This window comes from Bradyrhizobium sp. USDA 4454 (assembly GCF_054822705.1).
Genome location: NZ_JBTRCN010000001.1, coordinates 7930809 through 7948339, shown reverse-complemented (window position 1 = coordinate 7948339; position 17531 = coordinate 7930809). Strand labels below are relative to the sequence as shown.

General features: G+C 62.3%; 15 protein-coding genes. 7 read left to right on the top strand and 8 right to left on the bottom strand.

All coding sequences use genetic code 11. The features are described from left to right. Positions 1-5: 5 nt before the first annotated feature. The 6 genes from ACVIW0_RS36990 to ACVIW0_RS36965 all read right to left on the bottom strand — a co-directional run bounded on the left by ACVIW0_RS36990 (position 6) and on the right by ACVIW0_RS36965 (position 8249). A complete protein-coding gene (locus ACVIW0_RS36990) occupies positions 6-410 on the bottom strand; it encodes a hypothetical protein (RefSeq protein ID WP_461356717.1) in 405 nt (134 codons plus the stop codon). Next, positions 410-1993, bottom strand: a complete 1584-nt coding sequence (locus ACVIW0_RS36985; protein WP_461356716.1) for a hypothetical protein — start codon at positions 1991-1993, stop codon at positions 410-412. Before ACVIW0_RS36985 ends, ACVIW0_RS36990 begins: the two co-directional genes overlap by 1 nt. A gap of 133 nt (positions 1994-2126) precedes the next feature. Further along, positions 2127-3992, bottom strand: coding sequence for a sigma-54-dependent Fis family transcriptional regulator (locus ACVIW0_RS36980; protein WP_461356715.1), 1866 nt, complete (start codon positions 3990-3992; stop codon positions 2127-2129). A gap of 242 nt (positions 3993-4234) precedes the next feature. Beyond that, the gene (gene glgX / locus ACVIW0_RS36975) at positions 4235-6349 is read right to left on the bottom strand and encodes a glycogen debranching protein GlgX (RefSeq protein ID WP_461356714.1); all 2115 of its coding nucleotides are present in this window, start codon (positions 6347-6349) and stop codon (positions 4235-4237) included. A 266-nt stretch (positions 6350-6615) separates the two neighbouring features. Further along, positions 6616-7977: a tetratricopeptide repeat protein gene (locus ACVIW0_RS36970; RefSeq protein WP_461356713.1), complete on the bottom strand. Its 1362-nt coding sequence runs from the start codon at positions 7975-7977 to the stop codon at positions 6616-6618. 53 nt (positions 7978-8030) lie between these two features. Next, positions 8031-8249, bottom strand: a complete 219-nt coding sequence (locus ACVIW0_RS36965) for a JAB domain-containing protein (RefSeq protein WP_461357530.1) — start codon at positions 8247-8249, stop codon at positions 8031-8033. Positions 8250-8800: 551 nt separating this feature from the next. Between ACVIW0_RS36965 and ACVIW0_RS36960 the strand changes: the two genes are divergently transcribed. From ACVIW0_RS36960 to ACVIW0_RS36945, 4 genes are all read left to right on the top strand, one after another. Then, on the top strand, positions 8801-9199 hold the full coding sequence (locus ACVIW0_RS36960) for a hypothetical protein (protein ID WP_461356712.1): 399 nt from the start codon (positions 8801-8803) through the stop codon (positions 9197-9199). A gap of 1026 nt (positions 9200-10225) precedes the next feature. Beyond that, positions 10226-10957, top strand: coding sequence for a reverse transcriptase domain-containing protein (locus ACVIW0_RS36955; protein ID WP_456854626.1), 732 nt, complete (start codon positions 10226-10228; stop codon positions 10955-10957). Between the two features lie 181 nt (positions 10958-11138). Continuing rightward, a complete protein-coding gene (locus ACVIW0_RS36950) occupies positions 11139-11636 on the top strand; it encodes a GIY-YIG nuclease family protein (RefSeq protein WP_456854628.1) in 498 nt (165 codons plus the stop codon). After that, positions 11633-12094, top strand: coding sequence for a hypothetical protein (locus ACVIW0_RS36945; protein WP_461356711.1), 462 nt, complete (start codon positions 11633-11635; stop codon positions 12092-12094). The genes ACVIW0_RS36950 and ACVIW0_RS36945 overlap by 4 nt, the downstream gene beginning before the upstream one ends. A gap of 324 nt (positions 12095-12418) precedes the next feature. Here the strand turns inward: ACVIW0_RS36945 and ACVIW0_RS36940 are convergent, their stop codons facing one another. Beyond that, positions 12419-12634: a helix-turn-helix domain-containing protein gene (locus ACVIW0_RS36940; protein WP_456854631.1), complete on the bottom strand. Its 216-nt coding sequence runs from the start codon at positions 12632-12634 to the stop codon at positions 12419-12421. A gap of 274 nt (positions 12635-12908) precedes the next feature. After that, a complete protein-coding gene (locus tag ACVIW0_RS36935) occupies positions 12909-13106 on the bottom strand; it encodes a hypothetical protein (protein ID WP_461356710.1) in 198 nt (65 codons plus the stop codon). Between the two features lie 365 nt (positions 13107-13471). On the opposite strand from ACVIW0_RS36935, the gene ACVIW0_RS36930 reads away from it, so the two are divergent. From ACVIW0_RS36930 to ACVIW0_RS36920, 3 genes are all read left to right on the top strand, one after another. After that, positions 13472-14668 (top strand): DUF932 domain-containing protein, encoded by a 1197-nt coding sequence (locus ACVIW0_RS36930; RefSeq protein ID WP_456854633.1) that lies wholly within the window; start codon positions 13472-13474, stop codon positions 14666-14668. Between the two features lie 172 nt (positions 14669-14840). Beyond that, positions 14841-16985, top strand: a complete 2145-nt coding sequence (locus ACVIW0_RS36925) for a ParB/RepB/Spo0J family partition protein (RefSeq protein WP_461356709.1) — start codon at positions 14841-14843, stop codon at positions 16983-16985. A gap of 102 nt (positions 16986-17087) precedes the next feature. After that, the gene (locus tag ACVIW0_RS36920) at positions 17088-17501 is read left to right on the top strand and encodes a hypothetical protein (RefSeq protein ID WP_456856729.1); all 414 of its coding nucleotides are present in this window, start codon (positions 17088-17090) and stop codon (positions 17499-17501) included. Positions 17502-17531: the final 30 nt, after the last annotated feature.

Here is a 17531-nt window from a genome sequence, read left to right as displayed (position 1 = left end):
ATCAGCTATTTGAGCCACACCAGCAGCGGCACGGGCGCGCGGCCCTCGCAGGACAGCGTGCCCTCGTAATTACGCGTCTTGCGGGCGCTGTAGGTGCAGGGCGCGCCGTCCAGCACCAGCTCGGCCGTCACCTGCGCATCCGCCCCCGAGATTTGCAGCTTGATCTCGCCGGCGCGTTCCTCCGGCCCGTCCTGCGCGCAGATTCCGACATGCTTCATCTTCAGCGGTCCGGAGAATTGCTTGCGTGCGTCCGGTCCGCTTTCGGTGAGATGTCCGGTCAGCTCCCATTCGCCGAGCACGCCGGCCTGACCGAGGATCTCCATCGCACCGAGCGGCGGTATTTGGCAGAGCCACAGCGCAACGGCGCCGAGCAAGGCGGCCGCGCCGTTGCGCCATGTCGTCAGCAGCATCACAGCTTGCTTCCGATTGTCTGTCGCAATTCGATCAGCTCCGGCCGCGATACATCGGAATCCGCGGTGAGCCGGGCGATCTGCGTCGCGCAGTCCTGGGTCTTGGCCTGATCTCCGGCCGCCTTCGCGCTCTTCATCATCCCGATATAGGCCGCCAGCCGGTTGGGCTCCTTCTTCAGCACGGCCTCGTAGGCAGCGAGTGCGTCGGCGGCCTTGCCGCGATCGAGCAGCATCGCTGCGTAGAGCTCTCGCGCCGGCGCCAGCGGTCCGGGGGTGACGGGATGCTTCTCGGTCTTGTCTTCGGCCTCCGCAGCGGCGTTCATCGCACTGAGCGCCTCGTCATATTTGGCTTCGGCGTACAGCACCCAGGCACTCGCGATCTGCCGCTGGATATCGACGATGTTGGACCAATAGGCGTCCTTGCCGTCCTTCAGCTTGTCGCGCAGCTCGACGAGCTTGGCGATATCGGGCTTGGCGGCCGCCGGATCACCGGAGCGCGCGGCGCCGACCGCGCGGGCAAAGTAGGTGATGGCATCCGCATAGGCGTATTTGGTCGGATGCACGTCAAGCGCGGCGGCGCCCTTCCAGTCGCCGCGCTCGAACACATAGCGGGCCTGGCTTGCCGCCACCGCGAAGGGGCCGGCGAACCGGTCCTGCTTGAACTGGAGCTGGCCGAGCTCGTCGACCACCGCCCGCGCCTCCTTGTCCTGGCCGAGCTGCAGATAGGCATAGACCAGGTAGTCCATCGCATGCGCCTGGTCCTGCTGTTCGCCGTCTGCCTTGGCGATGCGCGCGGATTCCTTGTTCGAGACGATCGATTCCTTCCAGTAGCCGACCCGCGTGAAGATGTGCGACGGCATGTGCTGGGCGTGGGGCGCGTGTTCGGCGATCTTGGCATAGCGCATCGCCGCGGGAAGACCCTTCTCCGCCAGCGCCGGATAGTCGTAGAGATGGATCAGATAATGGGCGATGCCCGGGTGCTCCGGCTGGCGCTGGAAGATCGGCTCGAGCAGCGCCGCGCCCTTCAGCTGGTTGGCATAGGTCTTGTCGGACGGCGATGCCGCGACATTGAGCGTGATCGCATAGGCGATCTGCGCCTCGTCGTCGTCGGCATAATGCGTCGCGACCTGCTCTTCGGCCGCGAGGAAGCGCTGCACCCGGGCGCGGTGATCGACCTTGTCATAGTCGACATACATCGCGGCGATCGCATCGATATATGCGCGCTCGCGCGGCGTGCCGGCATTCAACGCCTGGCCTTTCTTGGCGGCCTCAAGGCCGAGCGGAAGGTTCTCGGGCGGCGGCGGCGCGTGCGGATTGTAGAGGTAACTGAGCGCGATCCCCCAATAGGCGATGGCGCATTGCGGATCGGCCTCGAGCACCTCCTCGAAGGTGCGGCGCGATGCACTGTACCAGAACGAATGCTGATACAGCATGCCGCGATCAAACAGCTCCTGCGCCTCGGGCTTGCAGGACGTCGCAAAATGGACTTTGCCCAAACGTTGTTCAGTCGAATCCGAGGCGGCAGGCTGCGAAATGGTCGCGGCAACCAGGCCAACGACCACAGCGAGAGGAAACCGTGTCATGGGACCCGCTCCGTGGCGTTGAAGGCGAAAATCGTACGATACCACTTTTCCTGCACGGACTAAACACGACAGCCATTCTTACGGAGTACCCATGTCTGTAGTCCGAAACCGTTTCTCGAACGAAATATTTCGTCTAGCCGTCCGGCCCGATCTTCAACGCCTTGATCTTCCGATACAAGGTCGCGCGGCTGAGCTTGAGGGCCTTCGCCGCATGGTTCACCCGGCCGCCATTGGTGCGCAATGCGTCGACGATCGCGGCGCGCTCCGCGGCGGTGTGATCGGCTTCCACGTCGCGCACGCCGACTGGAGGCAGATCGAGATCGGCCGCGGTGATGACGCCGCCTTCGGCCATCGCGCCGGCGAGCCGCAGCACGTGGCGAAGCTGGCGCATGTTGCCGGGGAACGAATAGGCCATCAGCTGCGCCCAGGCTTCGGTTGAGATGCGGCAATGCGGCGCTTCCTCGTCGGCGATCTGCGCGATGACGTCCTTGCGGTCGGCGCGTTCGCGCAGCGCCGGCAGGCGGATCTCCATGCCGCGCAGCCGGTAATAGAGGTCTGAGCGGAAGCTGCCGTCTTCCGCCATCCGCGCCAGGTCGCGATGCGTGGCACTGATCAGGCGGATGTCGACCGGGACGGGCTTCAATGCGCCGAGCGGCCAGACCTCGCGATTTTCCAGCACGCGCAGCAGCCTTGTCTGCAGCGAAAGCGGCATGTCGCCGATCTCGTCGAGGAACAGCGTGCCGCCGCTTGCCTGCACGATCAGCCCCTTCGATCCCTCGCGCCGCGCGCCGGTGAAGGCGCCGGCCTCGTAGCCGAACAGCTCGGCGTCGATCAGGCTCTCCGGCATCGCCGCGCAGTTCAGCGCGACATAGTGGCGGGCCGCGCGATTGCTCGCGGTATGGATCGCGCGCGCGAACACGTCCTTGCCGGCGCCGGTCTCGCCATGCAGCAGGATCGGCAGATCGAGATTGCCGACCGTCATCAGCCGCTTGACGCCCTTGATCAACACGGGATCGCGGCCCGCCAGCCGGTGCAGGCCGGAAAACTGTCCGGACGGTTGTTCGCGCGCCGGTGCCGGCAATGGCCGCGGTGAGCGGGCGCGCACCGGCGGCGCCAAATGGCCGCGGCCCCATGGCGTGCCGTCGGCGCGGCGCAGCGTGACCGGCTCGTCGGCGGTCCGCGTCGCGCGATCGTCGAGTTGAATGAGATGCGACAGGTCGATGCCGTCGTCGATCATCGCATCCGTCAGGCCGAACACGCCGCGCGCGGTGCGGCAGGCGCCGACCACGCGGCGGTCGTCGTCATAGGCCAGCATGCCGTGCCCGTCGCCGGGCAGGGTTGCGATCCAGGACGCGCGGTAGCGGCGGCGGAAGAACGACTGCTCGATTCGCCGCGTCGCCTCCGTGGTGACGGCGAGCGCCAGTTCATGCGCGCTGCGGCCGAGATCGCTGCGGCACGAGGAGATGTTGACGGCACCCGCGAGCCGCCCGGCATGATCGAACAGCGGCGACACCGCGCAGGTGAACATGTGCCACTGCTCGCGGAAATGCTCGTCGCCATGCACGATGATCGGCCGCTGCTCGGCGAGCGCGGTGCCGAGCCCGTTGGTGCCCTCGAAGGTCTCGGCGAAGTTCGAGCCGGTGTAGATCTTCCACTCCAGGAACATCCGTTCGTAGTCCCCGCCGGGCAGCCGGCTCACCAGCATGGTGGCGTTGGGATCGGCGAGGTTGACGCAATAGCCGCTGTCGTGGAGCACGCGGGCAAGATCATCGATCTGCGGGATTGCGACCTGGATCAGGTCTTCCATCGGCTCGGCGATGTGCCGGAGCTCGGCTTCGGTCAGGGTCTGCGGCGGCCCGCGGCGGGCCGGATCGAGGTTGTGATTGACCACGCAGCGCCGCCACGACGCGGCAATCCGCGCCTCGGTGTCGACGCCGGCCAGCTGATGGGCCGCCGATAAAACACGGGCGACGTGATTTGAGGCCGATAGATTGGCCATCCAGAGGTCTCCACCCTGTATTTTCGGCGAAGTCTGGCAGCCCACGGCCGAATGTCAATTGGCCGGCGGGGTCGCGGGGAGGGGGCGTTGGGATGGGAGGCAGGGCACGACTTTCTCCGTCATTCCGGGGCGTGCGAAGCACGAGCCCGGAATCCATCGGGCCGAGGATTGTGCGGATGAATGGATTCCGGGCTCTCGCTCCGCGAGCCCCGGAATGACGTGGCGAGCGGTGTTCGGCCGGCCTACTTCACCTCGCCAGCCGTAAGCAGCACAAACGAACGCCCGGCCGCCTTGTACGTGCTCTCGAACGCGAACTGCTCTCCTGCCGCGTCCTCCGACTTATTCGTATCCACGAGCCGCGACCAATGCGGGCCGGCCGATGTCGCCGGCAGCTTGAAGTCGACCTCGCCCTCATAGCTGTTGAGGATGATGAGCACCGTGTCGTCCTCGCCCTCGCGCGCGATCGCGGTCTTGCGGGCGCGGCCGTCGAGCACGACGCCGAAACATTTGATCCAGCCGGTGGTCCAGTCGGCCTGCGTCATCTCGACGCCAGACGTGCTGATCCAGACCACGTCGCGGATCGCGAGCTGCGGATCGCGATCGCCGCTGAGGAAGCGGCTGCGCCGCAGGATCGGATAGTCGCGCCTGAGCTTGATCATCCGCTTGGTGAAGGCGAGCAGCTTCTCGGCATCGTCGGAAAATTTCCAGTCGAACCAGGAGATGTCGTTGTCCTGGCAATAGGCATTGTTGTTGCCGCGCTGGGTGCGGCCGAACTCGTCGCCGCCGAGCAGCATCGGCGTGCCCTGCGAGGCCAACAGTGTCGCCAGCATATTGCGCTTCTGGCGTTCGCGCAAAACGCGGATCTCGGGATTGTCGGTCGGGCCCTCGGCACCGCAATTCCAGGAATGGTTGTCCGACGAGCCGTCATTGTTGTTCTCGCCGTTGGCCTCGTTGTGCTTGTTGTTGTAGGTCGCCCAGTCGTTCAGCGTGAAGCCGTCATGGGCGGTGATGAAGTTGACGCTGGCCCAGGTGCGGCGGCCCTCGCGGTTGAACACGTCGTGCGAGCCGAGCAGCCGCGGCGCCAGGCTGCCCGGCGCCGCCTCGCCGCGCCAGAAATCCCGCACCGTGTTGCGATACTTGTCGTTCCACTCCGCCCATCCCGGCGGAAAGCCGCCGACCTGGTAGCCGCCGGGGCCGCAATCCCAGGGCTCGGCGATCAGCTTGACGGCCGCGAGCAGCGGGTCCTGATTCATCGCCTTCAGGAAGCCGGACTGCTCGTCGAAACCGTAGACCTCGCGCGCCAGGATGGTGCCGAGGTCGAAGCGGAAACCGTCGACATGCATATGGCCCGCCCAGTAGCGCAGGCTGTCCATCACCAGCTGGATCACCCGCGGATGCGACAGGTTCACCGTGTTGCCGGTACCGGTGTCGTTGATGTAGTAGCGGCGCTTGTCGGGCAGCAGGCGATAATAGCTCGCATTGTCGATGCCCTTGAACGACAGCGTCGGACCGCGTTCATTGCCTTCGGCGGTGTGATTGTAGACGACATCGAGAATCACCTCGAGCCCTGCGCCATGCAGCCGCGCCACCATCTCCTTGAATTCGCGCAGGCTGTTGGCGACGTCGGCGGCGTAGCGCGGATCCGGCGCGAAGAATCCGATCGTGTTGTAGCCCCAGTAGTTGGTGAGGTGCTTCTCCAGCAGATTGCTGTCGTTGACGAAGGAATGCACCGGCAACAGCTCGACCGAGGTGATGCCGAGCGCCTTCAGATAGTCGATCGCCGCGTTCGAGCCGAAGCCGGCGTAAGTGCCGCGCAGGTGCTCGTCGATGCCGGGGTGTTGCTTGGTAAAGCCCTTGACGTGGGTCTCGTAGACGATGGTCTCGTCCCAATGGGCTTCCTGCCGTTGCGGCTCCTGCGCCCAGTCGAAGTTGGGGTCGCACACCACGCATTTCGGCATGAACGGCGCGCTGTCGCGCTCGTCGAAAGTCAGGTCGTCGCCGCTCTCCATCTTGTAGCCGAACACCGCCGGATTCCAGGTGAGGCTGCCTGCATGGGCGCGGGCATAGGGATCGAGCAGCAGCTTGTTCGGGTTGAAGCGGTGGCCGCCGTCCGGCTGGTAGGGACCGTAGACCCGATAGCCGTAGAACGTGGCGGGCTGCACGCCATTGATGAAGCCGTGAAACACTTGGTCGGTATATTCCGGCAGCTCGAAGCGGTGCGTCTCGCGCTCGCCGTCGAACAGACAGACCTCGACCTTGGTGGCGTTGGCGGAAAACACCGCGAAATTGGTGCCGTGGCCGCTCCAATGGGCGCCCAGCGGATAGGGCAGCCCTTCCTCAATCACATAGTCGGACATCGGTCCCCCAAGCCTGGAACTGGCAAATCAACCAGCAACAAACGCCGCCGCGCGGAAAACGTTGCATAGGGTCAATTTAACGGCACGGGTTCATGTTCGTATGACACTGATCTCTCCATCGTCATTCCGGGGCTCGCGAAGCGAGAGCCCGGAATCCATTCCACCTCTTGTTATGCGGCCCAATGGATTCCGGGTTCGTGCTTCGCACGCCCCGGAATGACGAGGAAAAAATGTGGCAAACCATCCTCGGCTGAGCAGGAGCGCCCCTAGTTCTCCGTCAGCATCGCAAACCGCCGTCGGTCGATCCGCTCGCGAGCCGATTGTCCCGCGGCTGCGCAAAGATCGGGCGCATAGAGCTGGCAGCTTCCGCGTGCTTCGATTGCCTTATCGATCAGATCCAGCAGTCGCGCAGGCGCGATCTCGGGCGGCGCGGCAATGCGGCCGGTGACGACGTGCTTCTCCATCGTCTCGTGATCGGCGTGATCGATGTCGGGGTTGCGCCAGCAATTGGCGCACATGATCTTGAAGCTCTCCGAATGCGAATAGACGACGGCGTCGCCATCCAATTCCTCGCTGATGCCGGCCAATTGCCGTGCTGTCTCCTGGGTGCCCGCGAAATCGAAGAACTGGTAGTTCCGGCGCAGCAGCGTTGCCAGGTGGGGGAAGACCGGGATTTGCTCGTCACCATAGGTGTGATGCGTGATCGGCGCGCCGTCGATCAGGATGACGTCGCCATAGTCGATGCCGAGGTCGCCGTACAGCACGCTGCGGATGATGCCGTGGCACGGACTGAGCCGTTCGATCCATATCGTTTCCTCCTCGCCGGGATCGTCGAAGTCCGCGGTCCGCTCGGCAAGCGGCCGCTCGGCGAGCCTCACCTTGCAGGCCGGATATCCGCCTTCCGGCAGGCCGAACCGTCCGGGCCCGATTTTCTGTCCCATCCGCTGCCAGACGTCCAAGGCAGTGCCGGTATCCCCGGCGCCGGTGGCACAGATTCCAAGATTCCATTCGAAGCTGTCGACAACCTCTTGCGACAGGCTCGCCGCAGTCCGGTTTGCCGCCGCGCCTTCTGCGAACTTGCCCCGCGTCTTGTAGAAGAGGCCCAGATTGTAGTGGGGCGAGCTCTTCTGCGGACTGAGTTCGACCAGCTTTCGAAGGCTGTCCTCGGCGATCGTATCGTTCTGGCGGGCCATCATTCGCGCGGCCGTGGCGAGGCCGCGCAGGATCTGCTCCTGCTCAGACTGCCCTTCATGGAGCCGCGCCAAGCGGCCGAGCTTTTCGACCATCGCCTGAAATATCGGGTGTTCGGGCGGTGGCGCGTTCAAATCGTCAATGTCGCGGGCGGCTTCGAGGCATTGCCCAAGCGTCGAGAGGATACCGATGTCGTCGTCGTGGGCATCTGCGATCTCCGAAAGCAGGTCCGCCGCCTGTTCCGTTGCGAGGCCGCGTTCGTCGACGATCCATAGCAACGCTCTTGCAACCTCAGGCTGATGCCGTTGGGCCTTTCGCAGCGGCTGGATCTTCTGCCATGCAGCCTGCTTGCCGTCCGCCTGTCCTTCGGCCACGGCATTACGTGCAATCGCGGCGATTTCCTCGGAAGAGAGCATCGCACTTGGACCGTTCGACATCATCGTCTCCGTGGAGGCGCCTCGACGCAGGCGGTGGTATCACCGCAGCGGGATCATATCAGCCGCATGCCTTTGAAACTCGTATGCCCGTTCTTGCCGACGATGATGTGATCGTGCACCGCGATTCCGAGCGGCTTGGCGATGTCGACGATCGCCTTCGTCATCTGGATGTCGGCCTGCGACGGAGTCGGGTCGCCGGATGGGTGATTGTGCAGAAGCATGCTGCGCGTCGCATCTATTTGGATTGATTGTGCTTTTTGGTGAGGGGCCAAAGGCAGGGGGCGCGCAGTGGGGCCGGTACATCGTGAGCCAGCGTGATAATCACAGTCGCGCACGTACGATAATGGAGCACGGATTTCGAGCGCCTGCAATCACAAGGCAAGTGAGTATCGATAACTCGATGCTCTCCGCACTCGCTTCAATTGAAGAAGCAGGTCACAGACTTGGTCGCTGGCCGCACGCTCAAGCTACGCGTCCCAGCCCTGATAGCAACCTGGCTGTCAGCGTTCGTCGATTATAGACCCTATCTCGACCCCGGTGAGCGTGGCGTCGTTCAGGTCCTCGCCGCAGACCGTGATCAGGCGAAGATCATCCTGCGCTACACGAAGGCGTTCTTCTCCAAGGTGCCCATGCTATCGCGCATGGTGGAGCGTGAGACGCAGTTCGGCCTCGAATTGAGCAACAGCGTGGCGATCGAGGTCACGACTGCATCGTTCAGATCAGTCCGAGCCGCACGACGGTTGCTGCGCTCGCGGATGCGGTCCTCCGTGAGGCTGAGCCTATCAAGGCCAAGCCGAACAAGGGCGAGACACATCTTCAGGCCGTGCAACGGCTGCGCGCCCAGATCGCAAACCTGATCAACGAACGCAGTCGGATCGAAAGATCGGAGTCCACGACCAAGGAGAAGAAGGCGAAAGTCGCGAGCTTCGTGAAAGAGCTCGCGGCCAAAGGCACACCGCGCATTTTCGTCGGACACAATCGCGTCAGCGTGGAGTTCGGACGCGGCGTGACCGGCGAACTCGACCCGCCGCCCTTGGAAGTCCTGAGCTGGATCGATCCAGCCCTCGTCATCGAACGGCTCGAAGCTGCGATTGACGCCGAACACAAGTCGCCGAACCAGATGTCTGTTACAGATCGCGATCAACGGCTTGCCGAGATCAAGCTCGAACTGCACGAAGCCGAGCGGCAAGCGGTTCAACAACATTCGCGCAGCGGTCAATGACGGCCAATACATAGAGCACCGAGCGAACGTGAGCATCCCGGTGCTGATCGGTCTCGCTATCGAACCCAAGCCGAAGGCGAACGCGGCGTGATTGGTTCCCTACGCGTATTGCTCGTTCTCCGCGGAGGGCCTTAGCTCCGGTCAGCGTCCGTGACCGGGGGGCGGACAATTCGGTGAGTGTCCGACCTCATTGAAACAACCCCGACAGCCCGCGGTCAGGTATCCGCCTGACGCGGCGGGCATCATTTCGATCGCATCGCAGTCTCCGCGATCGATAACGGTCCCCGTCGTCGTTTCTTCCTGGGCGACGACGGGGGTTTCGTCCAAAGTAGCTTCAGGACGTAGGACTTAATATCGCCATCCCCCTCAGTAGACACCATCACACCTCTGGCGCGCTCGCATAGCGAGTACATCACGTGTTCTATTGGCATATCGAGCGGGACCATCAGTTTGACGACGTGATATCTCTCTCCATCCGTTGTTATTTCAAACGGCTTACGCTTCTTCATACTCATAGGTCGATGACCTCAACAAACGACCTGTGAACGTCACAGGCTCCGCTCCGCCCGAACGCCCGGGCACAGCATGTCAGTCATCATCAGGCCCACACCGAACCGCGCCGGCGCATCAGGGTCAACTGACGCTGGCCGGCAGCCCTAATCGAAGTTCGCGACCGCTCTACCGGATTAGTACTGCTTGACAGATCTCAGTCGGAACCCCAGCTTAGCATCCGCTGGCGATAGCCTACGACCTCCGGTCTGTAACGTAACGTAACGCTACGCTACATGACTTCAGACCCTAAAAGCCTTGACGTATCGTAATGATACCATGGGTAACTGTTGTCTCGGTTGACGGCTCCGTGTTCACGGGGTCGTAGTTCGCCAGCAGAGACAGGAGACGTGCAATGAGGAGAAAATCCAAATTCACGCGCCTTGCTCGCGAGATTCTCGGGCTCGCACTGTTGGCTGTAAAGCTGGCGGCGGCGATCTGGGACCTCGTGAGTAAGGCCGTTGACTGGACCGCGTCATGTATCGGAATTTCAAATGGACATGGGAACGCAAGGGCAAACATATCTTCGCCCCGTCCCCAGATGCGGATCGCCGCGGGGACAAGATCATTGATTTTTGCGACCGCGAGGTAGATTTCCCGCTTTGCTTCTACCATTACCGCAAAGGCGGTCATGTCACCGCCCTGCACGGCCACCTGCAGAACAGATTCTTTTTCAAAATCGATATCCAAAACTTTTTCTATTCGATCTCTCGCAACCGCATAGCTGCTGCGCTCCACTCGGCCGGCTTTCCATGGGCTCGCAATTTCGCCAAATGGTCGTCCGTTCGCAGCCCTTACGATCTGGGGCCGCGGTACTGCCTGCCGATCGGCTTCAAGCAGTCACCCGCACTTGCCAGCCTAGTTCTGATGCGCTCGCCCGTCATGGCAATGGTGGCGCAAGCTGAGCAAGCCGGAGCGTTCGTTTCAATCTACCTCGATGACCTCATTTGTTCTGCAAATGACGAGGCGCTGCTCGAAGCACTGTATGACGCATTTCTTGCGGCGTTCGCGGAAGCGAACCTAACGCCCAATCCGACCAAGCTCGTCCCACCCACGGACGCGCTTGTTGTGTTCAACTGCGATCTTCGACACGGGTTTGCGCAAGTGACGCCAGATCGCATCGCCGAATACTTCGCTGAACCGCGCTCGGCTGCATCGCTGACCTCGTTCGCGGCCTACTGCGCCAAAGTCTCGGAAGCGAACATCTAGAACGGCCTCGCACCGAGGCTGGCCAGTTCCCAACTTGGCACGCGTCCCCTGCGACTTCACAAATCCTCGCGATCCACAGGGAGATGTTCCGGCCTTGTATTGTGTGGAGGGCGCAAAGATCGGTGACCGAGACTCAGTCAAAGCCGTATACTCACTACCCGATTCGAAAAAGGACCCGATCATGGGCACGTTTCTTCGAACGAGTTTGGTGTCCAGTGCTGAATTTTGGGCAGCATTCCACGAAGGTGGAGCGATTTATTTTATCCGGGACGCGCAAGCCGACGCGATAAAGGTTGGACACTCACTCGATCCCAATAAGCGACTTTCAGATCTTCAAGCCGGCTGTAGCGGAAAGCTCGAACTGATCGGAGTGATCGCTGCCGCTAAAGAGATTGAGCGAATTGTTCATGGCCAACTTCGCGAAGGACACATTCGGGGAGAGTGGTTCCACGGCCGAGGGGTCACATCACAGTGGCTTCACGACATGACGCAGGGAGAGCCAATGTACAGACACGTCTGGAAGCTCGTGCCGGGACGCGAGTTGATCATGATGTGGGACCCCGTATCCAAAACTCACACCAAGCACATTTGGGAGCCAGCTTTGGAAGAATGGGTCCCTCCGTTTCCAAAAACGTCGGATGGCGCATCGTCGAGGCAAGCGGGAGAATTATTGTCATGATGATCTTTTTGGGCGAAGGATACGTCAACCTCGATCATGTAAGGAAGCTGCAATTCTCCTCGGATGGGACAACGGCGAACGTCCATTTTGCGGACGGTTCTTCCGAAACGCTCTCGTGTCATTCCACCACGCGTTGGACCGTCGACGAGTCTACCGTGATCCAGGCGAATCACGGCTTCTCACTTCTGTCGCTGCAGGACTTCGCAGGCAGAGGCCCCCTCGAATTGTCCGAGGAGGTGATAATCGCATTTCGAGTGCCCCGGTCAGGCTTCTATGCGGCCCCCATAACGATTCACGGCGAGGTCGAAAGAGATGCGACTCCTTGGCACTGGGCCATTAGGCGTCCGAACGGGACCGTGAGCTCGCCCCAAGGAGAGGATTTCAGCGACCGCGAAAAATACTTCGCGGAAATGCAGAGAAGGTGGCGCGAAAACTCGCCAAAACCCAAAGTCGCGTAGCCTGACGAAACGTCGGTCACGTCATATGTACTGCATACGCACAGAGAGAACAAAAATTGTCCAACCAAATCAACTGGATGACCCCAGTTGCATTATTGCTGATTGTAAACAGCAGATTCGAGCTTCCGAACTGGCGCTTCAGCGCGAGCAGAGCGTTGTGGCCGCCGCTAGGCGTGGCGGAGCGGAACATGAGCCTTCGCGGACCAAATGGGGTAGTTGTACATCAGACAATTCTTTAGCATCCAAAATATCTACGCTAACCAGCTCAATCAAAAATCTGGAGGCGGTAGTAGATGCTTTTCGTGGTCGCAGCCGTGCCCAACGCTAGCTCATGTCCAGTCCTTTCGACGCGCGACAAACCACAAGATTCCCTCTATCCCATGACTCAAGTTCGTCCACCGGATATAAGACGGCTTTGCCGATCTTGACATATGCGGGTCCGATTCGCATCGCGCGCCAGTTCCGCAGCGTGCCCACGGTGACCTCGCCACGGTATCGTGCAGACACTTCCTCGGGAGTAAGGAATTTGGCGTCCGCCATTCGTCTTCTCCATCACTCTACCGCATGAGACGTTACGGTAGAGATGGCTGCGATGTTGACATCCAGAATGAGGGAAGAAAACGATAATCTCGACGACCCCCGTGGCTCGCCTCAAACGCGGTCGGCTTGGAGCGTCGACAGTCGCAGGATGGCGTGACGGTGCGTAGTAAAAATACTTGCGCCTCGCGGTCGTAGGTACACGAGGTTTCGATGGCTGCGGGCCGCGTGCGCAAGGAAAACTATCAAGTGATACAAATGGCCGCGAGCCGGTCGCTCAAAGATGGCTGGGTTTCAGGATCTTGCTCGGAGACAAACCACCACCGACCAGCATGTCCGTTGCAGAAGCGTCCTCGTGCTTGCGGATCAGGAACGAGTCGATCGCAATTGAGATCAGTTCCTCAAAAACAACATACCGGTTCGAGCTAATCTCGTATTCTTGATGCTGCCGATATCGAGCGTCGTTTGGTTTCATCGCTGACGTGGTGATCTCTGAAGGGTAGTTCAGACGATGTGCGGGACATCAAGTCAAGCTGCGTATGGAAATGTTGGAAGTACCCGCAAACCGGGACCAGTTTTCCGTTCGCCTCGTTGGCGGTGCACTAAACTTTCCGAGCAGATCCATCGGGTTACGCGACCTGTTGCTCTGATGACATTCTGAACGCCGGGGGAAGACCCTTGAGGGGAAAGCCTTCCCCTGCGCCCGAGCCTGTGGTCTCGGTCGCGCCCTTGTGCGGGGAGAACCCCGCAACGCCCCCAGAGTGAGAGGGCGGACGGGCTTCGCCGTGACGGGTTGAAGAACGGAGGAGAGGCCTCCGGCGCCTGTCGTGGAGATGACCCATGACCCAAGTCGAAGTTTTGAGCGCCGGCCGCAATCGCGTGGGTGGCTACAAGGTGGACGTGACCCGCGGGACGCGCGTCGGCCGAGTATCGTCGGAATGGTTCTCGCGGCCAGCGGACGAGCGCTATCTGTCCCTGTCGGACCTCTATGCCGCTGTGCGTGGACGGACCGAGCGAAGCCGCACCCGAACGGTCGAGAGCGCTGCGATCCGGGTTGAGGCCAGCCGCGACGATGCCGAGCGCCTGGCTATGGTACTGCCCGGTTCAGACACGCCGATTTTACCGACGCACTGGAGTTTCGGCCAACTCGCCGGCCTGGTCGGAGCGCCGGCGGCCTACCTTCGTCAGCTTCCAGCGTCGCTGGCCGCCATCAACCTACAATACGGCTTGACCTCCCATTCCGCCGAGCAGGTGAAGACGCTCGAGATCGAAGACGGTCGCGTCGAGCTTCGCGCGGTTACGGGCCCCGAATATGGGCGCATCTTTGACGACGAACTCGTCGCGGCCGTTCAGCGCATCGCGGGCAACGGCACAGGCGACACGCGCTGGAAGGTGCCGGGCGTGCTCGACTGGTCGACCGGTGTCTATAACCCGCGCGTCGACATCACCCAGGACACAACGACCCTCTATGCTTCCGATCGGGACGTTTTCCTCTTTCTGGTCGACGACCTCAACCCGATCGAGGCTGGCCGGCTGCCGGATGGCTCGCCGGACCTCTACTTCCGCGGCTTCTACTGCTGGAATTCCGAGGTGGGTGCGAAGACGCTCGGCATGGCGAGCTTCTATCTCCGCGCCGTCTGCCAAAACCGCAATCTCTGGGGCGTCGAAGATTTTGAGGAGATCACCATCCGCCATTCCAAATACGCCGCCTCACGCTTTGCCCGCGAGGCGGCGCCGGCGCTGGCCAGCTTTGCAAATTCATCACCGATGCCCTTCGTCAACGGCATCAGGGCGGCGCGACAAACGATCGTTGCCCGCACCGACGACGATCGCAGCGAGTTTCTGCGCAAGCGCGGCTTCTCGAAGGCCGAGACAGCGAAGATCATCGAAAGGGTCCTATCGGAGGAAGGGCGCAAGCCCGAGAGCGTGTTCGATTTCGTGCAAGGCATCACGGCGGTTGCGCGGGGCAAGACCCATCAGGACACACGACTCGATCTGGAGACGCGCGCGAAGAAGCTACTCGACCGGGCAGCCTGATACCCGGAAAGCCGGAGATGCGGAACGGCGTGTCTCCGGCTTCGTGCCCTTCCGTCTTTCTTGATCGCCGGGTTGCGGCGCTGCCCTTGAGAGGAAGAGGGCGGCGCTGCGCTTCATGACGGGTTGGAGATCCAGGGAGAGACTTTGGGTCGCCCGTCGCGGAGTATCACCCATGGCTACTGCCGTTCAGAAGATCACCCTGTCGTCCTCGCGCGACATTCCCTTCAACAAGCTGGTGCTCAGCCAGTCGAACGTCCGGCGCGTGAAGGCCGGCCTCTCCATCGGGGAACTGGCCGAGGACATCGCCCGGCGTACCTTGCTCCAAAGCCTCAATGTCCGGCCGGTCCTCGACGCGGACGGCGCCGAGACCGGCATGTTCGAGATCCCGGCCGGCGGGCGCCGTTATCGGGCGTTGCAGCTGCTGGTGAAGCAGAAGCGCCTGGCCAAGACTGCGCCGGTGCCTTGCGTCGTACGCGATCCGGCGACTGACATTCTCGCCGAGGACGATTCGCTCGCCGAGAACGTCCAGCGCGCGTCGCTGCACCCGCTCGACCAATTCCGCGCCTTCGAGGCTCTGCGCGAGAAGGGTAAGAGCGAGGAGGACATCGCCGCTGCCTTCTTCACCTCGGTCAACGTCGTGAAGCAGCGCCTGCGCCTCGCCTCCGTCGCGCCCGCACTGCTCGACGTCTATGCCGACGATGGCATGTCGCTCGAGCAGTTGATGGCCTTCACCGTCACTGCAGATCACGGTCGCCAGGAGCAGGTCTGGCAGGCTATCTCCGGCTCCTGGCAGAAAGAACCCTATCAGATTCGCCGCATGCTGACGGAGAAGACGGTGCGCGCCTCCGACCGGCGCGCCGTGTTTGTTGGCCTCGACGCCTACGAGGCGGCCGGTGGCGGTGTGCTGCGCGACCTGTTCCAGTCCGACGATGGCGGTTGGCTTGAGGACGTCGCTCTGCTCGACCGTCTGGTCGCTGAGAAGCTGAAGACAGAGGCGAAAACAATTGCCGCCGAAGGTTGGAAGTGGATCGAGGTCGCCATTGACTTCCCCTACGGCCATACTCGCGGCTTGCGCGAACTGGACGGCATGGCTGCTGATCTTTCGGCCGAAGAGCAGGGGACCATCGAGGCGCTCAAGGCCGAATACGCCAGGCTCGAGGCCGATTACGACGGCGTGGATGAGCTGCCCGACGAGGTCGACCAGCGACTTGGCGAAATCGAGACGGCTCTCGCCACTTTCGACGATCGCCTGGTCATCTATCAGCCGGCCGACATCGCCCGCGCGGGCGTGTTCGTCGGCATCGATGCCGAAGGTGCGCTCTTGGTCGATCGCGGCTACATCCGGCCCGAGGACGAAGTGCCCGTGGCCGAGCCGGAGCAGAACAGCGATGGCGAACCCGCTACCGTGGCCGTGGACGGCGCCCAACCGTCAGCGGCGGCTGTCCAGCGCGCGGTCATTACTATCGGCGGCCAAGTCGCCGAGCCCGAGGACGAGGATGACGATGCGGTGAAGCCCCTGCCGGACCGCCTGCTGACCGAGCTCACGGCGGAGCGGACGCTGGCGCTACGCGACAAGCTGGCGATCACGCCTTCGGTCGCCTTCCAGGCGGTGCTGCACAAATTCTGCCTCGACGTCTTCTCCCGGTATTCGTCCTATGGAACGACGATGGAGATCTCCGTGCGTAGCGCAAGCTTCCCGGTTCAGGCGCAGGGGCTGAAGGACACGCCGGCAGCCAAGGCGATCGACGCGCGCCACAAGACATGGGAGGAGCGCTTGCCCAAGGACAGAACCGATCTCTGGGACTGGCTTACCGGTCTGACGGGCGACGAGCAGGCGGCGCTCTTTGCGCACTGCGCCTCGTTCGGCGTAAACGCGCTCTACGAGAAGGGCGACCGCTACGGCGGCGGCGCCACGCCGCACACGGTCGAGCAGCGCATTGTCGACGCCGATCGCATCGCAAGCGCCGTTGATCTCGACATGGTGGAAGCCGGCTGGCGTCCCACCGTCGAGAGTTATCTCGGCCGGGTGCCGAAGCGCCGCATCCTTGAGGCAGTGCGCGAGGGTGCCGGCGAGCGAGCCGCCCAGCTCATCGATCATCTGAAGAAAGGCGACATGGCCAAGGAGGCCGAACGGCTCCTGGCCGAGACCGGCTGGCTGCCCGAGCCCCTGCGCATGGCCGGCGTCGACCAGATGGCGATCGTCGACGCCGCGGAACCCGAGGGCGATAGCGAGGCGCTGCCGGAATTCCTCACCGGCGATGACAAGGAAACTCCGGCCGATGAAGCGGAGGAGCCGCAAATGGTCGCGGCCGAATAGCTCGAGCCCGCGGGCCGGCTTCCGCTGTCCCGCGTCTCTTCATTGCCAATCCACCCCAAAGCCCGGCTCCTGCCGGGCTTTTTGCATATTATGGAGGCTCTCGTGCCCCTCTTCACCATCGAGACGACCTATCGCCTGCCGATCTATCGACAGCGAACCTACGACGCCGAAACGCTCGACCAAGCCTGCGATCTCGCGATCGCCGACGAGGACTGGGACGACAAGAAGTCGGACGTCGAAACGTCCGGCGACACCTTTGTCACGGGCGTCTGGGAAGGCCGCGACGCGGCCTATATCGGCCGAGCCCTGCCGATCTCGTCACGTTTTGACGAGCTGGTCCAGCGCAAAGCGGGCCATTTCGAGTTGTTGCTCGGTCTGCTCAAGATTCTCGCCCACGTCCGTAATGACGGCTCAGCGGATGTCGAGCTTTGGCGCCGACGGGCGGACGCTGCCATCGCAAAGGCCGAGGCCATTCTCGCGGGCGAAAACGATCCAATTGAGGGTGCTGCGTCATGACGAAATACATCGTCACCGTCGTCGAAGGCG

What these genes read in the sequence shown, in the direction of transcription:
- ACVIW0_RS36980 (WP_461356715.1), bottom strand. Translation starts at nt 3,992, where the DNA reads ATGGCCAATCTATCGGCCTCAAATCACGTCGCCCGTGTTTTATCGGCG.
- ACVIW0_RS36990 (WP_461356717.1), bottom strand. Translation starts at nt 410, where the DNA reads ATGCTGCTGACGACATGGCGCAACGGCGCGGCCGCCTTGCTCGGCGCC.
- ACVIW0_RS36955 (WP_456854626.1), top strand. Translation starts at nt 10,226, where the DNA reads ATGTATCGGAATTTCAAATGGACATGGGAACGCAAGGGCAAACATATC.
- ACVIW0_RS36925 (WP_461356709.1), top strand. Translation starts at nt 14,841, where the DNA reads ATGGCTACTGCCGTTCAGAAGATCACCCTGTCGTCCTCGCGCGACATT.
- ACVIW0_RS36935 (WP_461356710.1), bottom strand. Translation starts at nt 13,106, where the DNA reads ATGAAACCAAACGACGCTCGATATCGGCAGCATCAAGAATACGAGATT.
- ACVIW0_RS36985 (WP_461356716.1), bottom strand. Translation starts at nt 1,993, where the DNA reads ATGACACGGTTTCCTCTCGCTGTGGTCGTTGGCCTGGTTGCCGCGACC.
- ACVIW0_RS36970 (WP_461356713.1), bottom strand. Translation starts at nt 7,977, where the DNA reads ATGTCGAACGGTCCAAGTGCGATGCTCTCTTCCGAGGAAATCGCCGCG.
- glgX (WP_461356714.1), bottom strand. Translation starts at nt 6,349, where the DNA reads ATGTCCGACTATGTGATTGAGGAAGGGCTGCCCTATCCGCTGGGCGCC.
- ACVIW0_RS36945 (WP_461356711.1), top strand. Translation starts at nt 11,633, where the DNA reads ATGATGATCTTTTTGGGCGAAGGATACGTCAACCTCGATCATGTAAGG.
- ACVIW0_RS36940 (WP_456854631.1), bottom strand. Translation starts at nt 12,634, where the DNA reads ATGGCGGACGCCAAATTCCTTACTCCCGAGGAAGTGTCTGCACGATAC.
- ACVIW0_RS36930 (WP_456854633.1), top strand. Translation starts at nt 13,472, where the DNA reads ATGACCCAAGTCGAAGTTTTGAGCGCCGGCCGCAATCGCGTGGGTGGC.
- ACVIW0_RS36950 (WP_456854628.1), top strand. Translation starts at nt 11,139, where the DNA reads ATGGGCACGTTTCTTCGAACGAGTTTGGTGTCCAGTGCTGAATTTTGG.